At 67.7% G+C, this 19,643-nt stretch carries 20 protein-coding genes; 10 read left to right on the top strand and 10 right to left on the bottom strand.

Annotated elements, in window-relative coordinates:
* The first annotated feature begins 263 nt into the window (after positions 1-263).
* From pyk to V2L32_RS08915, 5 genes are all read left to right on the top strand, one after another.
* Positions 264-2,015 (top strand): pyruvate kinase, encoded by a 1,752-nt coding sequence (gene pyk, locus V2L32_RS08935; protein ID WP_331236144.1) that lies wholly within the window; start codon positions 264-266, stop codon positions 2,013-2,015.
* A 47-nt stretch (positions 2,016-2,062) separates the two neighbouring features.
* Entirely contained in the window at positions 2,063-2,299 is a 237-nt protein-coding gene (locus V2L32_RS08930; protein WP_331236143.1) for a DUF7312 domain-containing protein, read from the top strand.
* A 40-nt stretch (positions 2,300-2,339) separates the two neighbouring features.
* On the top strand, positions 2,340-2,924 hold the full coding sequence (locus V2L32_RS08925) for an NfeD family protein (protein ID WP_331236142.1): 585 nt from the start codon (positions 2,340-2,342) through the stop codon (positions 2,922-2,924).
* Positions 2,925-2,981: 57 nt separating this feature from the next.
* Positions 2,982-4,157 (top strand): SPFH domain-containing protein, encoded by a 1,176-nt coding sequence (locus tag V2L32_RS08920; RefSeq protein ID WP_331236141.1) that lies wholly within the window; start codon positions 2,982-2,984, stop codon positions 4,155-4,157.
* A gap of 92 nt (positions 4,158-4,249) precedes the next feature.
* The gene (locus tag V2L32_RS08915; RefSeq protein ID WP_331236140.1) at positions 4,250-4,864 is read left to right on the top strand and encodes a winged helix-turn-helix transcriptional regulator; all 615 of its coding nucleotides are present in this window, start codon (positions 4,250-4,252) and stop codon (positions 4,862-4,864) included.
* Here V2L32_RS08915 and V2L32_RS08910 read toward each other — a convergent pair whose 3' ends face one another.
* The 7 genes from V2L32_RS08910 to V2L32_RS08880 all read right to left on the bottom strand — a co-directional run bounded on the left by V2L32_RS08910 (position 4,865) and on the right by V2L32_RS08880 (position 10,804).
* Positions 4,865-5,536, bottom strand: coding sequence for an HAD family hydrolase (locus V2L32_RS08910; RefSeq protein WP_331236139.1), 672 nt, complete (start codon positions 5,534-5,536; stop codon positions 4,865-4,867).
* Positions 5,533-6,330, bottom strand: coding sequence for a phosphonate ABC transporter, permease protein PhnE (gene phnE, locus V2L32_RS08905; RefSeq protein WP_331236138.1), 798 nt, complete (start codon positions 6,328-6,330; stop codon positions 5,533-5,535). The genes V2L32_RS08910 and phnE (V2L32_RS08905) overlap by 4 nt, the downstream gene beginning before the upstream one ends.
* On the bottom strand, positions 6,330-7,193 hold the full coding sequence (gene phnE, locus V2L32_RS08900) for a phosphonate ABC transporter, permease protein PhnE (RefSeq protein WP_331236137.1): 864 nt from the start codon (positions 7,191-7,193) through the stop codon (positions 6,330-6,332). The genes phnE (V2L32_RS08905) and phnE (V2L32_RS08900) overlap by 1 nt, the downstream gene beginning before the upstream one ends.
* Positions 7,194-8,018 carry a phosphonate ABC transporter ATP-binding protein gene (phnC, locus tag V2L32_RS08895; RefSeq protein WP_331236136.1) on the bottom strand — a complete coding sequence of 275 codons (825 nt, stop codon included), beginning with the start codon at positions 8,016-8,018 and terminating at the stop codon, positions 7,194-7,196.
* 26 nt (positions 8,019-8,044) lie between these two features.
* Positions 8,045-9,241, bottom strand: coding sequence for a phosphate/phosphite/phosphonate ABC transporter substrate-binding protein (gene phnD, locus V2L32_RS08890; RefSeq protein WP_331236135.1), 1,197 nt, complete (start codon positions 9,239-9,241; stop codon positions 8,045-8,047).
* A 190-nt stretch (positions 9,242-9,431) separates the two neighbouring features.
* Positions 9,432-10,421 carry a glycerophosphodiester phosphodiesterase gene (locus V2L32_RS08885; protein WP_331236134.1) on the bottom strand — a complete coding sequence of 330 codons (990 nt, stop codon included), beginning with the start codon at positions 10,419-10,421 and terminating at the stop codon, positions 9,432-9,434.
* A gap of 143 nt (positions 10,422-10,564) precedes the next feature.
* Entirely contained in the window at positions 10,565-10,804 is a 240-nt protein-coding gene (locus V2L32_RS08880) for a DUF7123 family protein (RefSeq protein WP_331236133.1), read from the bottom strand.
* Between the two features lie 179 nt (positions 10,805-10,983).
* On the opposite strand from V2L32_RS08880, the gene V2L32_RS08875 reads away from it, so the two are divergent.
* Together V2L32_RS08875 and V2L32_RS08870 are read left to right on the top strand one after the other, a co-directional pair.
* A complete protein-coding gene (locus tag V2L32_RS08875; protein ID WP_331236132.1) occupies positions 10,984-12,783 on the top strand; it encodes a flippase-like domain-containing protein in 1,800 nt (599 codons plus the stop codon).
* A gap of 194 nt (positions 12,784-12,977) precedes the next feature.
* The gene (locus tag V2L32_RS08870; protein ID WP_331236131.1) at positions 12,978-13,931 is read left to right on the top strand and encodes a transcription initiation factor IIB; all 954 of its coding nucleotides are present in this window, start codon (positions 12,978-12,980) and stop codon (positions 13,929-13,931) included.
* Between the two features lie 34 nt (positions 13,932-13,965).
* On the opposite strand, the gene V2L32_RS08865 is transcribed toward V2L32_RS08870, so the two are convergent.
* A complete protein-coding gene (locus V2L32_RS08865) occupies positions 13,966-14,571 on the bottom strand; it encodes a hypothetical protein (protein WP_331236130.1) in 606 nt (201 codons plus the stop codon).
* Positions 14,572-14,643: 72 nt separating this feature from the next.
* Between V2L32_RS08865 and V2L32_RS08860 the strand changes: the two genes are divergently transcribed.
* On the top strand, positions 14,644-15,315 hold the full coding sequence (locus V2L32_RS08860; protein WP_331236129.1) for a type I 3-dehydroquinate dehydratase: 672 nt from the start codon (positions 14,644-14,646) through the stop codon (positions 15,313-15,315).
* Between the two features lie 97 nt (positions 15,316-15,412).
* Positions 15,413-16,105 (top strand): carbonic anhydrase, encoded by a 693-nt coding sequence (locus V2L32_RS08855; RefSeq protein WP_331236128.1) that lies wholly within the window; start codon positions 15,413-15,415, stop codon positions 16,103-16,105.
* Here V2L32_RS08855 and V2L32_RS08850 read toward each other — a convergent pair.
* Both V2L32_RS08850 and V2L32_RS08845 read right to left on the bottom strand, forming a co-directional pair.
* Entirely contained in the window at positions 16,102-16,842 is a 741-nt protein-coding gene (locus V2L32_RS08850) for a PHP domain-containing protein (RefSeq protein WP_331236127.1), read from the bottom strand. The genes V2L32_RS08855 and V2L32_RS08850 overlap by 4 nt on opposite strands.
* Positions 16,843-16,941: 99 nt before the next feature.
* Positions 16,942-17,472: a deoxyuridine 5'-triphosphate nucleotidohydrolase gene (locus V2L32_RS08845; RefSeq protein ID WP_331236594.1), complete on the bottom strand. Its 531-nt coding sequence runs from the start codon at positions 17,470-17,472 to the stop codon at positions 16,942-16,944.
* A 140-nt stretch (positions 17,473-17,612) separates the two neighbouring features.
* On the opposite strand from V2L32_RS08845, the gene V2L32_RS08840 reads away from it, so the two are divergent.
* Positions 17,613-19,586, top strand: coding sequence for an aconitate hydratase (locus V2L32_RS08840; RefSeq protein WP_331236126.1), 1,974 nt, complete (start codon positions 17,613-17,615; stop codon positions 19,584-19,586).
* Positions 19,587-19,643: the final 57 nt, after the last annotated feature.

The following is a 19,643-nucleotide window of genomic DNA, read 5'->3' as shown; positions in this document are numbered from 1 at the left end:
ACATTGTTGGGAACCGGAGGAATTACAGTGTCAGTTCGCATATCTACGCATCGGCGGATTCACCGGACCACAGGCGAAACCACCCAATCCCTGCAACACCCGTATCCCAGTACTGGGTATTCAACGAGGGCCCACCAGCCATAATTAAATCCGCAACGCGCTCGGTCGCGGCGACCTCCATCGTCCGACTCCCGGGACCGAAAAACCTCACTCGGAACGGGGTAACCGTTGGTCTTTTTGCCGGGTTGTGATCTACACCCCGTATGAGAAACGCGAAGATCGTCTGTACGCTCGGGCCGGCGTCGGACGACCGGGAGACGATCGCCCGCCTCGCACGGGCGGGGATGTCGGTCGCCAGGCTGAACGCGAGCCACGGCACGATCGACGATCGGCGGGAGCTGATCGAGCGGATCCAGGCCGTCGACCGCGAGATCGACACCTCGCTGGCGGCGATGCTCGACACGAAGGGCCCGGAGGTCAGGACAGCGCCGATAGAGGGGGAGATCGGCCTGGAGGCGGGGAGCGAGGTCCGGTTCGTCGTCGGGGAGGAGGCGACCGAAGAGGAGGTCGGTCTCTCGCTCCCGATCGACGCGGTCGAGCCCGGTGATCAAGTGCTGCTCGACGACGGCCTGATCGAGACGGTCGTGGAGGCGAACGACGATGGGGTCGTCACCGCCCGCGTCGAGAGCGGCGGTGACCTCGGGAGCCGTAAGGGGGTGAACGTCCCGGGTGTCGACTTAGCGCTCGACGTCGTCACCGAGTCCGATAGAGCCGATCTCGAACTCGCGGCGGAGATGGGCGTGGACTTCGTCGCGGCGAGCTTCGTCGGGGGCGCGGAGGACGTCTACGAGGTCGGGTCGGTACTCGAGGAGGCGGGTGCGAACATCCCGATCGTCTCGAAGATCGAACGCGCCGACGCGGTCGAGAACCTGGGGGAGATAATCGAGGCCTCCTACGGCGTGATGGTCGCGCGTGGCGACCTCGGCGTCGAGTGTCCGATGGAGGACGTCCCGATCGTCCAGAAGCGGATCATCCGGAAGTGTCGGGCTCGGGGGACGCCGGTGATCACGGCGACGGAGATGCTCGATTCGATGGTCGCCTCGCGACGGCCGACCCGCGCCGAGGCCTCAGACGTGGCGAACGCGGTGCTCGACGGCACCGACGCGGTGATGCTCTCGGGGGAGACGGCGATCGGAGCGCACCCGGTGCGCGTCGTGGAGGCGATGGACCGGATCGTCCGCGAGGCCGAAGCGAGCCACGAGTACGACGAACTCCGCGAGGGACGGATGCCGACCTCGGCGGAGGGCTCTCGCACGGAGGCGCTCGCGCGGTCGGCGCGATTCCTCGCACGGGACATCGACGCGAGCGCGGTCGTCGCGGTGAGCGAGTCGGGCTACACCGCCGAGCGACTCGCGAAGTTCCGACCCGGCGTTCCGGTGGTGGCCGCGACGCCCAACGAGAACGTGCGGCGGAAGCTCGCGCTGACGTGGGGCGTCCGGGCACAGTACACGAACTTAGAGGACATGACCGCCGACGAGGTGATCGACACCGCGGTCGGGGCGACGCTCGCGGTCGGGGCGGCCGAAACCGGCGACACGGTCGTCGCGCTCTCGGGGATGATGACCGAACTCGAGCGGGCGAACACGACGAACATGCTGAAAGTCCACGTCGCCGCCGAGACGCTCGCGACCGGAACGAGCGTCGTCGCGAAGCGGGCGACCGGTCCCCTCCACCACTCGGCCGACGGCGACCTCTCGTCGGTTCCGGAGGGCGCGATCGTCTCCCTCCCGCCGGGTTTCGACGCGGAGTTCGCCGGCCCACTCAATCACGTCCGGGGGATCGTCGACGCCCGTCCGGGGATGACCGGCTACCCCGCGATGGTCGCGCGCGAACTCGGCATCCCGATGGTGAGCGGCGCGGACCTCTCGGCTGTCGAGAGCGGGACGACCGTCACCGTCGACGGCGAGCGCGGCGTGATCTACGAGGGCGAACTCGCGGGCGAGGACCGGCGGTAGCGCCGCGAGGCTGGAAGGTTTTTGGCTCCACGGCACCTTCCTTCCGCATGAGTGAGACTGAGGACTCCGAGGAGGAGTGGCGGTTTTCGGTCGACGAGTTCGACGACCCCGAAGACGAAGCGGACGCGGACGCCTCCGAGGACGCGGAGACGACGGAGGACGAAGCGGAGCCGATCCGTCGGGAGATCGAACCACAGGAGGTGCGCGCGGAGAACGCGCTGTTCGTCGTCCTCGGCGTGGCGCTCACGGTCGGCGTGATCGCCTACGGGATCGGGCTCATCTAAGCACGGAAACGTTAATCGGCTGGCGTTCTAACCTCCTGCTATGGTAGAGATCCTGGGCGAGTCGCTGCCCATCGTCCTCCTCGTCGTCGGGGTCATCCTCGCGGTCGCCGAGGCGATCGCACCCGGAGCCCACCTCATCGTCCTCGGCGTGGCCCTGATCGTCGCGGGGCTCGCGGGCCTGGTCCTCGGGCAGTTCATCGGCGGCGTCGTGCTCTCCGCAGTGCTCGCGATGCTCGTGCTGCTGATCGGTGGCGTCGCGCTGTTCGCCTACCGCGAACTCGACCTCTACGGCGGGAAGGGGACGGCCAGGACCAGCGATTCGGACTCGCTCAAGGGTCGTACCGGCCGGGTGACCGAGCGCGTCACCCCGACCTCCGGCGAGATAAAACTCGAGAGCGGCGGCTTCAACCCCCACTACGCCGCCCGGTCGTTCGACAGCGAAATCCCCGAGGGCGAGGAGGTGATCGTCGTCGATCCCGGCGGCGGAAACGTCGTGCGCGTCGAGGCGCTCGGTGCGATCGAGGACCAGATTGACCGCGAACTCGCGCGCGGTCGCGAGCCAGAGGAGGCGGTCGACGCGGTCGATCCGGCGGGCGAGCGCGAGACCGAGTACGAGACCGGCTGAGCCGCCGTCGTGCGGTCCATGAGAACCCTTTTACCTCCGTCGTTCATACTGGTCGATATGAACTTCGCACCGCTGCAGGTCGAACTCACGCTCGCGTTCGTGGGGCTTCTGATCCTGTTTCTCGCCATCGTCACGGTCTGGCAGATGGTCGAGATCGTGGACGCGACCGAGAAACGCGCGCTGACGGTGTTCGGGGAGTACCGGAAGCTCCTCGACCCGGGGATCCACTTCATCCCCCCGTTCGTGAGCGCGACGCATCGCTTCGACATGCGGACACAGACCCTCGACGTCCCCCGCCAGGAAGCGATCACCCGCGACAACTCGCCGGTGACCGCCGACGCCGTCGTCTACATCAAGGTGATGGACGCGAAGAAGGCGTTCCTCGAGGTCGACGATTACAAGAAGGCGGTCTCGAACCTCGCACAGACCACGCTCAGGGCCGTCCTGGGTGACATGGAGCTCGACGACACGCTGAACAAGCGCCAGGAGATCAACGCGAAGATCCGAAAGGAGCTCGACGAGCCGACCGACGAGTGGGGTATCCGCGTGGAGTCGGTCGAAGTGAGAGAAGTGAATCCGAGCCAGGACGTCCAGCGCGCTATGGAGCAGCAGACCTCCGCCGAGCGAAAGCGGCGTGCGATGATCCTGGAGGCCCAGGGTGAACGTCGGAGCGCGATCGAGAAGGCGGAGGGTGATAAGCAGTCGAACATCATCCGCGCACAGGGTGAGAAACAGAGCCAGATCTTAGAGGCCCAGGGTGATGCGGTCTCGACCGTGCTGCGAGCGAAATCCGCCGAGTCGATGGGCGAGCGCGCGATCATCGAGCGCGGGATGGACACGCTGGAGGCGATCGGACAGGGCGAGTCCACCACGTTCGTCCTCCCTCAGGAGCTCACCTCGCTGGTGGGCCGGTACGGCAAGCACCTCTCGGGCAGCGACGTGAAGCTCGACGAGGGACAGCTCGACAGCCAGGGCTTCGACGACGAGACGCGCGAACTGCTCGGACTCGATAACATCGACGAACTGCTCGGCCAGATCGACGAGGAGGCCGAGATCGGCGCCGAGCAGATGGAGAAGATGGAACAGGAGGCCCAGGCGATCAAGGAGGGCCAGGACCCGACGTCGATCGAGAGCGCCGACGAGGTGCTCGACGACGTGGAGGCGGACCTCGACGATGAGGTCGATGAGATGGAAGGGGAGATGGGCGAGGAGATCGAGAAGGAGCTCGACTGAGCCCGATAGGCGGACAGTAAGGCAGCGTTAGGCGGGAGGGAACCGATCGGAGGGTCGAAGCGGTTTTACACGGCCCGTCCGTATACGTCTCGATGACAGAGCGCGTCGACCGGGAGAAGCGGACGACGCTCAGGCGCTTCGCCGCGCTCGGAGCGTCCAGCCCGCTCGTGAGCCTGGTCGGCGACGAGGCGTCGGCGAACGAAGGAAACGACACCCGGCGTGCGATCGCCGGCTACCTCACGACGACGCCTGGCGCACACTTCTCGAAGGTGCGCGACGACCTCTCGCTCGGCACCGGCGAGACCCAGCACCACCTCCGGCGGCTGGTCGACGCCGGCTCGATCGAGAGCCACGCCGACGGGGAGTACAGACGCTACTTCCCGACGGGCCAGTTCTCCGCGTTCGAGCGGACGGCGCTCGGCTACCTCCGCCGGGAGACGCCGCGAGCGGTGGTGCTCGCGCTGCTGGCCGATCCCGACGCCACGGGGACCGCGCTCGCCCAGCGGGCCGAGGTCTCCCGGGCGACGGTGAGCCGGACGCTCTCGGAACTGGCGGAAGCGGGCGTGCTCAGCCGCGAGGAGGGGACCGAGATCGAGCGTCCGGAGACGCTCATCACCCTCCTGGTCCGGTACGCCGACTCCTTCGACGGGGAGACCGCGCGGTTCGCCGCGCGAGCCGACGAGCTGATCCGCTACGACCCCGACTGATCAGGTCGAATCGATCACGTCGACGAGCGCGTCGAGCCCCTCGATCTCGTGGGTCGGAGAGCGCGCGAGCGTGCTGTCCGTGTTGTGTGTCCGGCGGACGAACGCCGAGTCGATCCCAGCGCCCGCCGCGACCTCGACGTCAGTCTCCCGGTCGCCAACGTAGAGCGCGTCCTCGGCGTCGAGTTCGCGGAGGACGGCGTTCAGGTAGTGTGTGTCGGGCTTCCGACGCCGGTAGCCCTCGACGGTCGGGTCGCGGCCCCGGTAGGCCGAGATCGGGGCGGGGAGGAGTGACTCGACGACGAACCGGACCGTCTCGTGTCTGTTGTTGCTCACGACCCCGAGCGGAAGCGACTCGGCGAGGGTTGTGAGCGTGTTTACGTCGTCGTAGAGCGACCGCTCGCCGCGGTCGAGCCGGTCGTTCGCGAGCCGGGAGGCGTGGTGTTCCCTGCGTTCCCAGAACGCCTCGGGATCGACCCCGAGGTCGCGGCAGGCCCCGGCCGTCGTCTCGGAGTACGCCGTCTCCCCGAGCGTCTTAAGCTGCCCGTCGACCGCCTCGGCGCCGAGCTCGGAGAGCGCTTGGTCGGCCGCCTCGCGGTAGACCGCGGGGTGGGTGCCCCAGCCCTCGACGAGCACCCCGTCCATGTCGAAGACGACCGCCTCGTAGCCGCTCACCTGACCTTCCCCCGGAGGTACGCGGAGACGACCTCGCTCACGATCACGATCCCGAGGATGGCGAGCAGGATCGTGAGCACGCCGTTCCAGTTGAAGAAGTTGATCTGCGTGCTGAGTTCGACGCCGATGCCGCCCGCGCCGACGAAGCCGATGATCGTCGCCTCGCGGACGTTGATATCCCAGCGGTAGGTCGTGATGCCGATGAACGCCGGCTTCACCTGCGGGACGACGCCGTAGACGAGCACGTCGAGGCCGTTCCCGCCGGTCGCGCGGATCGCCTCGACGGAGCTCGGATCGATCTCCTCGATCTCCTCGGCGAGCAGCTTCGCGACGAAGCCGATCGACCGGAAGGCGACGGCGAAGATGCCCGCGAGCGTGCCGGTGCCGAAGACGACGACGAAGATCAGCGCCCAGATGATGACGTGGACCGACCGGCTGGCGACGATGAGGAACTTCCCCAGCGCGTAGGTGATCCTGTTCGGCGTGGTGTTGTCAGCGCCGATGTAGGCGATCGGCAGCGCCATCAGGACGGCGAACATCGTCCCGATGACCGCGATGTTCACCGTGTGGATCAGCGGCCAGACGATCTCGCCCGTGTAGGCGGCGTCCGGGGGGTACATCCGGACGAAGATGTTGCGCATCTCCCGGGGGGCGGTCGCGACGTAGTCGTAGCGGACGTTGAGCGCGCTCCAAGAGGCGACGACGACGACGAGCGCCCCGAGCAGCGCGGCGAAGCGGGCGATCCGTCTGACCGGGTCGTGGCGCTGCCAGGAGGCGGAGTACTCGCCCGCCATCACTGGAGCCTCCTGCGGGCGAGCGCGCTCAGCACCTCGCCGACCATCACGACCGCGATGATCGCGAGGATGATCGCCGCGCTGTAGGCGTAGTCGTAACGGTCGAACGACCGGATGAGCACGTTCCCGATGCCGCCCGCACCGACCACACCCAGGATCGTCGCCGCCCGAACGTTGATGTCCCAGCGGTAGATCGTCAGCCCGACGATCCGGGGGACGACCTGCGGGAGCACGCCGTAGGCGAGCACCTGGAGCCGGTTCGCGCCGGTCGCGCGGATCGCGTCGACCTGTGTCTCGTTGATGTCCTCTAGGTCCTCGGCGAGTAGCTTCGAGAGGAACCCCGGCGTCGCGAACACCAGCGCGATCACGCCGGCGAGCGCCCCGAAGCCGAAGCCGACGACGACGATGATCGCGACGACGAGCTCGTGGAAGGCACGCGATATCGAGAGGATCCCGCGGCCGACGTAGTAGACCGGCCGCGGGACGAGGTTCTCGGCGGCCATCACGGCGATCGGGATGCTGATCACGACGCCGACGGCCGTCGCGACGAACGACATCGCGACGGTCTCGACCATCCCGTTCCAGATCCGCATCGCGTCGTCGTTGACGACGATCCCGTGGGAGTAGATCGACGCCCCGAAATAGGGCGGCAGCATGCTCGAGACGAGGATAGAGGCGTTGTCGATCCCGAGCAGGAGCCGGTCGAACGAGATCCGGACCGCCCAGATGTTGCCGAGGACGAACAGCACCAGCGCGAGGTAGACCAGCCACTTCACCGTCGTGTTGTAGAAGACGGTCGGCCGGGACCACTCGCCGCTGTAGCCCATCCCGTCCGCGATCGGGTCGGGGGAGGCGTCGGCCATCTAGTGGGCGCCCCGGCGCGCCTTCTCCTCGGTCGCCCCTCGCTCCTCCGTCTCGGTCCGGCTCTCGGCGTCGCCCGACTCCGCTGGCTTCTCGCCCCGGTAGACCGTGTCGAGCGCACGGTCGTCGAGCTCGTCGGGCGTCCCCTCGAACACCTTTCGGCCGTCGGCGAGTCCGTGTATCCGATCGGCGTACTCGACGGCGAGGTCGACCTCGTGGATGTTGATCAGCACGGGGATGTCCTCGTCGGCGGCGACCTCGGTCAGCAGGTCCATCACCGCACGCGAACTCTCGGGGTCGAGACTCGACGTCGGCTCGTCGACGAGCAGGATCTTCGGGCGCTGGATCACCGCGCGGGCGATGCCGACGCGCTGGCGCTGGCCCCCGGAGAGCTCGTCTGCACGCTTGTCCTCCATCCCGGCGAGGCCGACGCGGTCGAGCGTCGCCCGCGCACGGCTGACGTCCTCGCCGGCGAACTTTCGTCTGAACGCGTCGAAACTGCTCGTGTAGCCGAGCCGCCCGGAGAGGACGTTCTCCATCACCGTCAGCCGCTCGACGAGGGCGTACTCCTGGAAGATCATCCCCATGTCGCGTCTGGCCTTCCGGAGCTCCTTCTTCGAGAGCGCCGTGATCTCGGTGTCGTCGAGGATCACGCGCCCGCCGGTCGGCTCGGTCAGCCGGTTGATACACCGGATGAACGTACTCTTTCCCGCGCCGCTGGGGCCGATGATCGAGACGACCTCGTTGCCGGTCACCTCCATCGAGACGCCTTTCAGCGCCTCGTCGCCGGTGTCGTACGTCTTCCGCAGGTCTTCGACGACAAGCATTGGTTGTGGGTCGGGGAGGTGTGCTATTACTCTATCTCATCGTCGTCGTACTCGACGCCGTTGACCTCGTGGTTGACGAGGATGTCGTGCCAGTGGGTCGCGTAGTCGATCTCGACCCAGGTCCCTCGATCCTCGAACTCGTCGGCGATACCCGTGTCCTGGTAGTCGTAGTCGAGGAAGGCGTTCATGATCCCCTCCTGGAGTTCGGGCACCAGGTTGTACCGGTAACAGAACGCGGTCGTCGGGAACGGCGCGCTCGCCCAGACCGACTTGATCTCCGCGGAGTCGATGTTCTCCTGTTCCTGGGCGCGGGCGTAGCAGGTCGAACAGATCGGGCCGACCTCCATGTCGCCCTGGAAGATCCCGACCGCGCTGTTGTCGTGGCCGCCGGAGAACTCGATCTCGTAGTCCTCGCCCGGGGTGACCCCGAGGTCGGAAAACGCCGCGACCGGCGCGAGGTGGCCCGAGTTCGAGGAGGGCTCGGTGTGATAGACCGTCCGACCGGCGAGGTCGGCGAGCTCGTTGATCTCGTCGTTGTCCGCGCGGGTGATCACCCAGAGCCGGTAGCCGAACTCCCCCTCGCCGACCTGGATCGAGAAGGGCACCGCCCCGGCGAGGTTGACCGCGAACGGCGTGTTGCCCGTCGCGAAACCGGCGACGTGCAGCCGCTCGGAGCGCATCGCCTCGACCTGTGCGGCGTAGTTGTCGAGCCCGACGTACTCGACGTCGCGGCCGGTCTCCTCCTCCATGTTCTGGATCAGCGGCTCCATCGTCTCCTCGTAGATCGCGGGGTCCTCGGTCGGGACCATCGAGAAGTCGATGATGTCGGGGTCGATCAGCTCGTCCTCGTCGTCCGGGGTCTCCATCGGGGCGCTGCCGTAGTGGGGCTCGTCTCGCTCCTCGAATAGGTCGAGCTCTTCGATGCTCCCCGTCTCGAAGCCGTGATCGAGGTACGTCGAGACCAGCTGTGGGTACCAGGTGTCCTCGTCCAGTGGGTCGAACTCCTCGTAGTCGTCGTCCTGCTCGGGCTCCTCGTCGTCGGCCGAATCGTCGGCCGCGTCGTCAGCGTCGGCGTCCGCGTCGGCGTCGTCGGCCGAGTCGTCCGCGTCCACCGGTTCACCGTTCTCGCCCTCCTGGGTGACACAGCCCGCCACCGTCGCCCCGCAGCACGCACAGGCGATCGCCCCCTTGAGGAACGTTCGCCGAGAGTTGTCTGTCGGCATACGGGTACCTCTGTGCGATCCACCCAGATAAAACGATCTAATAGGAATATGGTAGTATAGCGGGGGGTATATAGAGGCGCCTCCCCCGACGGGACGGCTCCGAGTCCGCTCGTAGGGACGGTTGTAACTGTTCATCCCTGAGCGCCGAGCCGGACAGGCGATCACCGGGAAGGGACTACGAGCGTCCGTATCAGTACTCCGAGAGCGCGCCGAAGCGGACGATCTCGGCGTAGTCGAGGAAGAGCCCGTCCACGCCCGCGTCGATCAGCCGCTCGACCTCGTACCACTCGTTGATCGTCCAGGCGTTCACCGGGACGCCGCGGTCGTGGGCCTCGGCGACGACGTCGATCTCCTCGAAATCGTCGTCGAAGAAGGGCGTCCCGAGGATCATCGACAGCGGCGGGTTGATCGCCTCGCAGTCGTACTCGTCGGTGACGTCGAGGCCCTCCTGGATCGACGCCGAGAGCAGGTACGCCGCGGGGATATCGGGGTCGATCTCCCGCACCGTCGCGAGCGCGCCCTCCCAGAACGTCGAGAGCAGCAGTTCGTTCTCGTAGTCGGTCGCGACGTCGATCACCGTCTCGAGCCACGCCCACTCCTCGCGCTCGGTGCCCGGATCGTCGATCCGACCGAACTCCACGTCCGGGGAGCCGTTCTTGATGTCTACGTTCACCCCGACGTCGTCGGGGATCGCCTCCATCGACTCCGCGAGCGAGGGCACCGTCTGCCCGCTCTCTAACACCTCGGCCGAGAAGACTGTCTCCGCAGGCGTCTCGTAGAGCAGCCCCTCGGTATCGGTGAGATCGGAGAGGTCCTCGTCGTGGAAGACGGCGATCTCTCCGTCACAGGTCGGGAAGACGTCGAGTTCGATCCAGTCGGCCGCCCGCCGGTCGCTCGCGTCGTCGTCCTCACCGATCGTCGACTGCTCGAACGCTGCGATGGTGTTCTCGGGATAGGTATCGGCGAACCCGCGGTGGGCGATTACGGTCGCCCGGTCGTCGTACGACCCGTCGTGACCCTCGTCGCCGGTCCCCTCGCCCTCGTCACGTTCGTCGCCCGTCTCCTCCTCGTCGTCCTCGCTGGCACCGGCGCTCGTGGATCCGACCGCCGCACCGACGGCGGCCGCACCCACACCGCTCACGAAGCGTCGCCGGTTGAGCATGCTGGCTCGTTTCGACATTGCGATCGAGTGCTCTCTCGGCTTATACAAGTAAGTATCTAAGAGCAATATGTACCCGCGTGGAGCGGCCTCCGAGCGCTGTGGACGCTCCGTGAGCTATCGTCGGGGAGGGAGGGAAAGAGAGCGCTCCGGAGACGTCCCGATCACGCCGTCACTTTCCAGGTCGTACTGGAGGAGTAGCCCCACTTCTCGACGCGGACGTCGAACTCGCCGTTCGCGATCGCGGTCATGTTCGTGCCGACCTCCTTCGCGCTCAGGCCGAGCTCCTCGCCGATCAGTCGGGACTTGAAGTAGGTGCGGGTGTCCGCGCGATCCCTAAGGTAGCCGAGGATGCGGCGCTGCTTCTCGGTCAGCGACTGGGGCGGGTGGGCGGTGGCGCTCATAGCAGAAGATCACGGCGGTTCCACGTATAGGGGATTTGGTACGGCAGCGTAACACGCCTCCTTCCGGCGTTTTTCCGGCTCGAAGCCGAGTGAGCCCCGGACGAGGTCCCCCCGGTTGGTACGCGAGGGTAACGCCCGCGGTCAGAAGGTACTTACTCCGAGGCGGCCCAGTTCGTCCAATGGGTCCGCCCGTGAGCGTCGTCCTCCCCGCGTTCGACGAGGCGGCGACGATCGAGTCGGCCGTGCGGCGGACGATCGAGGCCTGCGAGTCGTTTCTCCCCGCGTTCGAGGTGCTCGTCGCCGAGGACGGCTGCTCCGATCGGACCCCCGAGATCGCCGCCCGACTCGCCCGCGACGATCACCGGGTTCGACACGTCCACAGCGACGAGCGCCTCGGCCGAGGACGGGCGCTCTGCAGGGCGTTCCGGGAGGCAGAGGGGGAAGTGCTCGTCTACTTCGACACCGACCTCGCGACCGATCTCGGGCACCTGGAACCGCTCGTCGAGAGCGTCCGATCCGGCGAGTACGACGTCGCGACCGGCTCGCGGCTCCTGCCGGACTCCGACGCCGATCGACCCCTCTCCCGGAGGGTCGCGAGTCGGGTCTACAACGCGCTCGTGAGGGTCGGCCTGCGTTCGGAGCTCAGAGACCACCAGTGCGGGTTCAAGGCGTTCGACCGCGAGGTGTTGTACTCGTTGCTCCCCGAGGTCGAGGACGGCCACTGGTTCTGGGACACCGAGGTGCTCGTCCGCGCCCAGCGCCAGGGCTACCGGATCAGGGAGCTTCCGGTGGAGTGGACGCCGGGCGAGGGGACGACCGTCGATCCGGTTCGGGACGTCCTCGGCATGGGAGGTGCGCTCGGTCGGACGTGGTGGGGGCTCTCGGTCCGCCCACGGCTGACCACGCGAGTGAGTCTCGTCGCCGGCCTCCTCCTCGTCCTCCTCGCGCTCGCCGTCACCGCCCGGTACGTCGACCTCGGGACGGTGGTGAGCGAGGTGCGCGCGGCCGACCCGGTCCTCGTCGGGCTCGCGGTGGCCGTCTACCTCCTCTCGTGGCCGCTCCGCGGGCTCAGGTATCGGGACGTACTCGCCGAACTCGGCCACCGGGAGGAGGTGGGCTTTCTCACCGGGGTGATCTTCCTGAGCCAGACCGCGAACGTCGCGCTCCCGGCGCGGGCGGGCGACGCCGTCAGGGCCTACGTGCTGAAGGTGAGACGCGGGGTGGGCTACCCGACGGGGGCCGCCTCGCTCGCGGTCGAACGGCTCTTCGACACGCTCACCATCGCCGCGCTCGCGACCAGCGCGTTCCTCGCGCTGGTCGCGAGCGGGATGACGAGTTCGGGGGGGCTCTCCGCCGACCTCCCGGCAGGTGGTGCGGTCGCCGAAAGTGGGCGCGTGGGCGTGATCGCGGCGGGCGGCGTCGGGGTGCTCGCCGTCGCGCTCTGCGTGGTCGTCCTCGCGAGCGCGCACTCCGACCGTCGGTTCGTGCGACCGGCGCTCGCCCGTGCGAGCGAGGACACCTACACGGAGGGTGTCACACGTGCGGTCGAGCGGTTCGCCGGGGACGTCCAGGCGATCGCGAGGACGCCGAGGACCTCCGCCAGGGTCGGCGCGGCGAGCGCGCTGATCTGGGCGATCGACGTCCTCGCCGCGGCGCTCGTCCTCCGCGCGTTCGGGGTGCAGGCCGCGCCGCTCGCGATCCTCGGGGTCTGTACGCTCGCCGTCTGCGTCGGTAACCTCGCGAAGGTGCTCCCGCTGTCGCCCGGCGGGATCGGGCTCTACGAGGGCGCGTTCACGGTGCTGGTGGTCGCGCTCCTGCCCGCGAGCCTGCCGATCGCCCTCGGCGCGGCCGTCGTCGACCACCTGCTGAAGAACCTCGTGACGGTCGCGGGTGGGACGGCCTCGATGCTCGCGCTCGAGGTCTCGCTCTCGACGGCGATCGAGGAGGGCGGCGACGAGCGGGTCGGCGTCGAGCACTGACCCGGAGGAAACGGCAGGGTAACCACATATTAACCTTTCGAGTTAGTGGCGCCGAGTGCCCGAATCAACAGGTATCTACCGGGTTGATGATCCGAGACCCGAAACACTTAAATTCCTTTCGGACTAACGTCCGATCAGCGATAGCTAGCCGAGTCCCGATTCCGGACCCGGTAGCCCCTCCCCTGGTTCACATAATGACAGATTCCAACATCAGAACCCGCGAACGAGACGAAGACGAACGCGTAGACGAGGACCACGGCTGCCCGGAGTGTGGCGGTCACCTCGTCTCCGACGAGGAGCACGGCGAGACCGTCTGTGGCGACTGTGGCCTGGTCGTCGAGTCGGACTCCGTCGACCGGGGTCCCGAGTGGCGTGCGTTCGACGCCAGAGAGAAAGACCAGAAGTCGCGCGTCGGCGCTCCGACGACGAACACGATGCACGACAAGGGCCTCTCGACGAACATCGACTGGCGGAACAAGGACGCCTACGGCAACGCCCTCGGGTCCCGCCAACGCCAGAAGATGCAGCGCCTGCGCAAGTGGAACGAACGGTTTCGAACGAGGGATTCGAAGGAGCGCAACCTGAAGCAGGCGCTCGGCGAGATCGACCGGATGGCGAGCGCACTCGGCCTCCCGACGAACGTCAGGGAGACCGCGTCGGTGATCTACCGCCGCGCGCTCAACGAGGACCTCCTCCCCGGACGGTCGATCGAGGGCGTCGCTACCGCGAGCGTCTACGCCGCCGCCCGGCAGGCGGGCGTCCCCCGGTCGCTCGACGAGATCGCCGACGTCAGCCGGGTCGAGAAGAGCGAGATCGCCCGCACGTACCGCTACGTCGTCCGCGAACTCGGCCTCGAGGTGCGGCCCGCCGACCCCGAACAGTACGTCCCCCGGTTCGCCAGTGGACTCGGCCTCTCGGACGAGGCAGAAGGTCGCGCCCGCGACCTGTTGCGCAACGCGAAGGAGAAGGGCGTCCACTCCGGGAAGTCGCCGGTCGGCCTCGCCGCCGCGGCCGTCTACGCCGCCGCGTTGCTCACCAACGAGAAGACCACCCAGGCGGCGGTGAGCGAGGTCGCCGACATCAGCGAAGTGACGATCAGGAACCGGTACCACGAGCTGCTCGAGGCCGAAGACAGCATCGTTGTCTGACCGCTGTTCCCCGTTCCGACGCATAACCGCCAGGTCAGCCCTCGTCGTCCTCGCTGGCGTCGGTCGCTCCTCCGTCGTCCGTATCGTTCTCCGCGACCTCGTCGTCCGCATCCCCGTTCTCGAGTTCGTCCTCTTCGACGTCCTCCGGGGCCTCCTCCGGCGGTTCGGCCGGGACCTCGCCGATCTCGTCGAAGACCTCGCCCGAGACGAGCGCGCCGACCGTTTCGAGCGAGAGCAGTCCGATCAGTTCCGCCGGCTCGCCGGTGACGAGATACGCCCCGAACTCGGCGATCGAGTCCTCGATCGCGACCTCGGTCTCGGAGTCCACCGAGCGCTCGAACGATTCGGCCGCCTCGGCGATCAGCTCCTGTCGACCCTCCTGGAACTCCGCCTGGGCTTCCATCTGGTCGATCTCGCCCTCCTCGACGCGCTCTATCACCTCCGCTTCGAGCTCCGCGAGCGCCTCGTCGCTGGGTTCGACGGCTGCGGTGACGGTCGCCTCGCCCGAGGGGACGTCGACCGATTCGGTCTCCTCGCCGCCGAGGGCCTCCCGGACGTCGGAACAGCCGGCCAGGGCGACCGCGGAGCTTCCCGCCGCGAGTTCGAGAAACCGCCGTCTGCCGGGTCGTAACTCGTCCATTCGATGCCGGCTACGGCGCCGACGGACAAAAGCGACCGGAACCGTTTTTCGCACCCCGTGCTGACCTCTCGCATGGGACTCCGTTTCGACTCGTTCACGCTCGCGGCGGCGACGGCCGACCTGGGGGACGAGCCGGTCGCCCGCGAGCACGCCGACTGCGTCGAGTTCCGGATGGACCTCGCGGAGCGTCCGCTCGACGCGCTCGCCGCCTACGACGGCGAACTCCCGCTGATCGCGACCAACCGCGCCGCGTGGGAGGGCGGGGGAGCGGGGGAGGAGGGGCGGCTCGACGCGCTCGCCGAGGCGGCGAGACACGACGCGGTCGGGGCGGTCGACGTCGAACTGGAGAGCCTCCGACGGGGCGAGGCGAACCCCCTGCTCGACGCCGCCCGCGACCGCGAGGTGCGCGTGATCGCCTCGGTCCACGACTTCGAGGGGACGCCCTCGACCATGGAGATGCGTGAGCTGCTCTCGGAGGCGCTCGCCCACGGCGACGTGGGAAAGCTCGCCGTCACCGCCGGCGGGAGAGCCGACGTCCTCTCGCTGCTCTCGGTGACCCACGACCTCTCGGGAGAGGGACCGATAGCCACGATGGCGATGGGTGAAGCGGGGAGACACTCGCGGGCGGTCGCGCCGCTCTACGGCTCCGTGATCGGCTACGCGCCCGTCAGATCCGAGGAGGCGACCGCGCCCGGACAGTTCGATCTGGCGACGCTGGCGGAGCTGATCGACCGGCTGCGGTAGTTCCCGTGTAGCGTTCGCGAGGGATGGGAGACCGGGTGAGGGCTGCGGCTGAACGGTCCACCCATACTGCTTTGACCGCCCGCCGAGAGCGGACGGTATGCCGAGCGCGTCGCTCGAAACGTTGTTGGAACGGAACAGGAGACACGAAGCGGGGTTGCCGGAGGAGTACTTCGAGGGGGTGCGAGCGAGCCAGCAGCCGGCCGCTGTCGCCGTCTGCTGTTCGGACTCGAGGGTCTCCCAGGAGGGGATGTGGTCGGTCGAGGAGCCGGGGTGGCTGTTCACCCCGAGCACGATCGGGAACCTCGTCTGGGACCGCTGTGACGGGGAGCTCACCGTCGACGGGAGCGTCCTCTATCCGATCCGCCACACGGCGACCCGGACGACGGTCGTCGTCGGCCACACCGGCTGTGGGGCGATCACGGCCGCGTACCGCGCCGTTCGGGGCGAGGCGAGCGAGGAACCGCCGGGGATCGCGAAGCGGATCGATCTGCTCGTCCCGGTCGTCGAACGCGCGCTCGACGACGGGGTCGTCGATCCCGCGGTGCCCGAGAGCGAGGCCGTGAACCGGCTGGTCGAGTACCACGTCCGGGAGGCGGTCGCGTTCCTCGGGGACGCGTCGGAGGTACCGGAAGGGGAGTCGGTCTACGGCTTCGTCTACGACTTCCAGGAGGTCTACGGCGAGGTCCCCGGCCGTGCCTACCTCGTGAGCGCGAACGGGGAGACCGACGGGGAGACGCTCCGAGGACTGGTTCCCGACGGGTTCGAGGGCTGGGTCGGTAGTCTGCTCTAGTCACCCATCGAGGCGGGCACCGTCGGGACGACCGGGAGGCGCTTCGTGAGGAGGTACGCCGACTTCTTCACCGCCCCTCTCGCGTACTGTCGGGTGCTCTTGTGGACCGGCGTCCGCCGGCCACTGATCGCCGTCTCCCCGGCGCGGAGGGCGTCGACGAGGGCCGTCGAGTCGGCCTCGGTAACCTCTCGGACTCCCTCGATCGTCACCTCCGTGTACGCCCGCCCGACGTTCGGGAGGGAGTGGGCGTCGCTCGCGCCGACTTTGGGGTAGTCACGGCGCTCGGCGAACGTGTCGGCCCGGCGGTTCCTGTAGCCGGTGAAGAGCATCGAGTTGTAGACCTCGACGGCGTCGCAGTCCTCGATGAACCGCTTTCTCACCCCGTGTCGGCTCCGCTGAAAGGGATGTGGAACGACCGCCGCCCCGCCGAGGTCCCTGACTATCCCGACCGTCTCGTCGAACGGCCTTCCTCGCTCCGGCCGCTCCTCGACCCCGATCGCCAGCAGGTGGCCGCTGGCGGTCGAGACCTCGACGCCGGGGACGCCGATCAGCCCGAACTCGGGGGCGATCTCCGCGGCGTAGAGCGACTCGTCGATCTCGTCGTGGTCGGTGATCACCACGCAGTCGAGGCCGATGTCGCTCGCATGTTCGAGGATCAGTTCGACCGGTTCGTGGCCGTCGTACGAGCCCTCGGAGTGGACGTGCGGGTCGACGGTGACGGTGGTTGTATCGGACATCTACGACGTTCTCCCGGAATGCGGCGCGGCGGACGAGGTGGGCACCGTCGTTCAGGTGACGCTACGCTGCCGTTCGTGATAAGCGCTTTCGCCCCCGGGCTACGACCAGTCCGCGAGGTTCTCGCCCTGGTAGGAGCCCGCGTACGTCCCGGAGTGCTCGGCCTCGGTGAGCACGAGCTGGGCGATCCGTGCCCCGCGCTCGATCTCGATGTCGGTGTGGACCTGCAACAGCCCTTCACCCCTCCCTTCGTAGCCGGCGTCCCAGACGGCCGTGTTAAGCATACAGCCGTTTCGCAGGAGCGACGAGCGAGGGTAGAGGAACCCGACGTGCTCTTCGGGGATCGAGACCGCCTCGACGTAGCGGACGACGTAGCCGCCGGGTGGGAGGTAGTACGTGTCGGGGACCGACTCGCCGACCTCCTCGGTCGCGACCTCCTGGCGTTCGCCGATCTCCTTGTCCTCGCGGCCGATCCGGCCGGGTTCGAGCGGTTCGAACACCGAATCCAGCGTGAGGTCGACGCCGTTCGGCTGGATCTGTTCTTCCGTCAGCGGTTCGACGTGGTCGGCCACGAATCGCCCGTCGCGGAACATGAGCGTGACTCTCCGGTCGTGCTCTAAACGGTGTCGAATCCCGGCGGGTGTGGGACCCGGTACCGTTTTCGATCCCGGTGCCCGAAGCAAGAGTTGCCGCTCTGTCGGCGTGTTTATTCGGGTTTCCGATAGTAAAATACGCGGGATTTATACGCGAGCGTGGCCGACTTTCGAACGATATGGGACAGACAGTCGCGGAGAAGATCCTCTCGGATCACCTCGCGGAGGGCGAGCTCGAGACGGGCGAGGAGATCGGCATCGAGATCGACCAGGTCCTCTCCCAGGACACGACGGGGACGATGGTCTGGCTGCAGTTCGAGGCGCTCGATCTGGACGAGGTCCAGACCGAACTCGCCGCCCAGTACTGTGACCACCAGACCTACCAGTTCGACTTCAAGAACACCGACGATCACCGCTTCCTCCGGTCCGCGGCGGGCACGTTCGGCGCGCACTTCTCCCGACCCGGTAACGGCATCTGCCACCAGGTCCACAAGGAGAACTTCGCCGCACCCGGCAAGACGCTCTTGGGGGCCGACAGCCACACCCCGACGCCCGGCGGGCTCGGCCAGCTCGCGATCGGAGCCGGCGGTCTCGACATCGCCGTCGCGATGGGCGGCGGGGCGTACTACATCGACATGCCGGAGATCGTCGAGATCCGTCTCGAGGGTGAACTGCCCGAGTGGGCGACCGCGAAGGACGTCGCGCTCCACCTCCTCGGAGAACTCACCGTCAAGGGCGGCGTCGGCAAGATCTTCGAGTACACCGGCCCCGGCGTCGAGACGCTCTCGGTACCGGAGCGAACGACGATCACCAACCTCGGGACCGAACTCGGCGCGACGAGCTCGATCTTCCCGACCGACGAGCGCACGAGGGAGTTCCTCGCCAAGCTCGGCCGCGAGGACACCTACGTCGACCTCCAGCCCGACGACGACGCCGAGTACGACGACCAGGTCGTCATCGACCTCTCGGAGCTCGAGCCGCTGATCGCCGAACCTTCGATGCCCGACAACATCGTTCCCGTGCGCGAGGTCGCCGGCACCCCCGTCGATCAGGTGATCATCGGCTCCTGTACGAACGGTGCCTACGAGGACATCCTCCCCGCGGCGAAGATGCTCGAGGGCCGTGAGATCGCGAAGACGACCGACATGATCGTCGCGCCCGCCTCGAAGCAGGCCTCCGAGATGCTCGCCCGCGAGGGCTGGACCGCCGAGATGATGGCCGCCGGCGTCAACTTCTCCGAGGCGACCTGCGGACCCTGCATCGGCATCGGCCACGTCCCCGGCAGCGACTCCGTCTCGCTTCGAACGTTCAACCGTAACTTCGAGGGACGCTCGGGGATCGAGGACGACTCAGTCTACCTCTGCTCGCCCGAGGTCGCCACCGCTGCGGCGCTCGCCGGCGAGATCGTCGATCCCAGAGATCTCGCCGAGGAGCTCGGCGATCTCGAAGACCCCGGCCTCGAGATGCCCGAGACGTACGACGGCTCGAAGGCCGACCTCATCCCGCCGAACGAGGCGGTCGACGACGGCCTCATCAAGGGCCCGAACATCGGCGACGTCCCCCTGAGAGAGCCCCTCGGCTCGCACATCGGCGGCGAGGCGCTGCTCAAGATGGAGGACAACATCACGACCGACCACATCATCCCCGCGAGTTCGGACATCCTGATGTACCGCTCGAACATCGAGAAGCTCTCGGAGTTCACCCTCTCGCGGGTGGACGACACCTTCTCGGAGCGAGCGCTGGAGGCCGGAAACGGCGTGCTGGTCGCCGGCGAGAACTACGGGCAGGGCTCTTCGAGAGAGCACGCCGCGCTCTGTCCGATGTACCTCGGCATCGAGGCGGTGTTCGCCGAGAGCTTCGCCCGGATCCACAAGGCGAACCTGTTCAACTTCGGGATCGTCCCGTACACGATCGACTCGGAGAGCTACGAGCGGATCGAGCAGGGCGACGACATCCAGGTCGTCGACGACGTCGCCGAGGGACTCACCTCCGGTCAGAACGAGTTCACCATCCGTGTCAACGACGACTGGGAGGCGAGCGCCTACCTCAGCGCCAGCCCGCGCGAGCGCGAGATCGTCGCCGCCGGCGGGAAGCTCACCTACACGAAACAGCAGGCCGAGGGCGGAAGCGGTGCGGCTCCGGCTGACGACTGAACGGGGAGGAGACGAAGTCGACTCCCTGCGGTCTCAGCCGGACAGGCCGACGACTGA

The organism is Halalkalicoccus sp. CGA53, from assembly GCF_036429475.1.
Classification (GTDB): domain Archaea; phylum Halobacteriota; class Halobacteria; order Halobacteriales; family Halalkalicoccaceae; genus Natronorarus; species Natronorarus salvus.
The sequence above is the reverse complement of the archived record's forward strand: the minus strand, read 5'-3'. Positions and strand labels throughout refer to the sequence as shown.

What these genes read in the sequence shown, in the direction of transcription:
- pyk (WP_331236144.1), top strand. Translation starts at nt 264, where the DNA reads ATGAGAAACGCGAAGATCGTCTGTACGCTCGGGCCGGCGTCGGACGAC.
- V2L32_RS08930 (WP_331236143.1), top strand. Translation starts at nt 2,063, where the DNA reads ATGAGTGAGACTGAGGACTCCGAGGAGGAGTGGCGGTTTTCGGTCGAC.
- V2L32_RS08925 (WP_331236142.1), top strand. Translation starts at nt 2,340, where the DNA reads ATGGTAGAGATCCTGGGCGAGTCGCTGCCCATCGTCCTCCTCGTCGTC.
- V2L32_RS08920 (WP_331236141.1), top strand. Translation starts at nt 2,982, where the DNA reads ATGAACTTCGCACCGCTGCAGGTCGAACTCACGCTCGCGTTCGTGGGG.
- V2L32_RS08915 (WP_331236140.1), top strand. Translation starts at nt 4,250, where the DNA reads ATGACAGAGCGCGTCGACCGGGAGAAGCGGACGACGCTCAGGCGCTTC.
- phnE (WP_331236138.1), bottom strand. Translation starts at nt 6,330, where the DNA reads ATGGCGGGCGAGTACTCCGCCTCCTGGCAGCGCCACGACCCGGTCAGA.
- phnE (WP_331236137.1), bottom strand. Translation starts at nt 7,193, where the DNA reads ATGGCCGACGCCTCCCCCGACCCGATCGCGGACGGGATGGGCTACAGC.
- phnC (WP_331236136.1), bottom strand. Translation starts at nt 8,018, where the DNA reads ATGCTTGTCGTCGAAGACCTGCGGAAGACGTACGACACCGGCGACGAG.
- phnD (WP_331236135.1), bottom strand. Translation starts at nt 9,241, where the DNA reads ATGCCGACAGACAACTCTCGGCGAACGTTCCTCAAGGGGGCGATCGCC.
- V2L32_RS08885 (WP_331236134.1), bottom strand. Translation starts at nt 10,421, where the DNA reads ATGTCGAAACGAGCCAGCATGCTCAACCGGCGACGCTTCGTGAGCGGT.
- V2L32_RS08880 (WP_331236133.1), bottom strand. Translation starts at nt 10,804, where the DNA reads ATGAGCGCCACCGCCCACCCGCCCCAGTCGCTGACCGAGAAGCAGCGC.
- V2L32_RS08875 (WP_331236132.1), top strand. Translation starts at nt 10,984, where the DNA reads ATGGGTCCGCCCGTGAGCGTCGTCCTCCCCGCGTTCGACGAGGCGGCG.
- V2L32_RS08870 (WP_331236131.1), top strand. Translation starts at nt 12,978, where the DNA reads ATGACAGATTCCAACATCAGAACCCGCGAACGAGACGAAGACGAACGC.
- V2L32_RS08865 (WP_331236130.1), bottom strand. Translation starts at nt 14,571, where the DNA reads ATGGACGAGTTACGACCCGGCAGACGGCGGTTTCTCGAACTCGCGGCG.
- V2L32_RS08860 (WP_331236129.1), top strand. Translation starts at nt 14,644, where the DNA reads ATGGGACTCCGTTTCGACTCGTTCACGCTCGCGGCGGCGACGGCCGAC.
- V2L32_RS08855 (WP_331236128.1), top strand. Translation starts at nt 15,413, where the DNA reads ATGCCGAGCGCGTCGCTCGAAACGTTGTTGGAACGGAACAGGAGACAC.
- V2L32_RS08850 (WP_331236127.1), bottom strand. Translation starts at nt 16,842, where the DNA reads ATGTCCGATACAACCACCGTCACCGTCGACCCGCACGTCCACTCCGAG.
- V2L32_RS08840 (WP_331236126.1), top strand. Translation starts at nt 17,613, where the DNA reads ATGGGACAGACAGTCGCGGAGAAGATCCTCTCGGATCACCTCGCGGAG.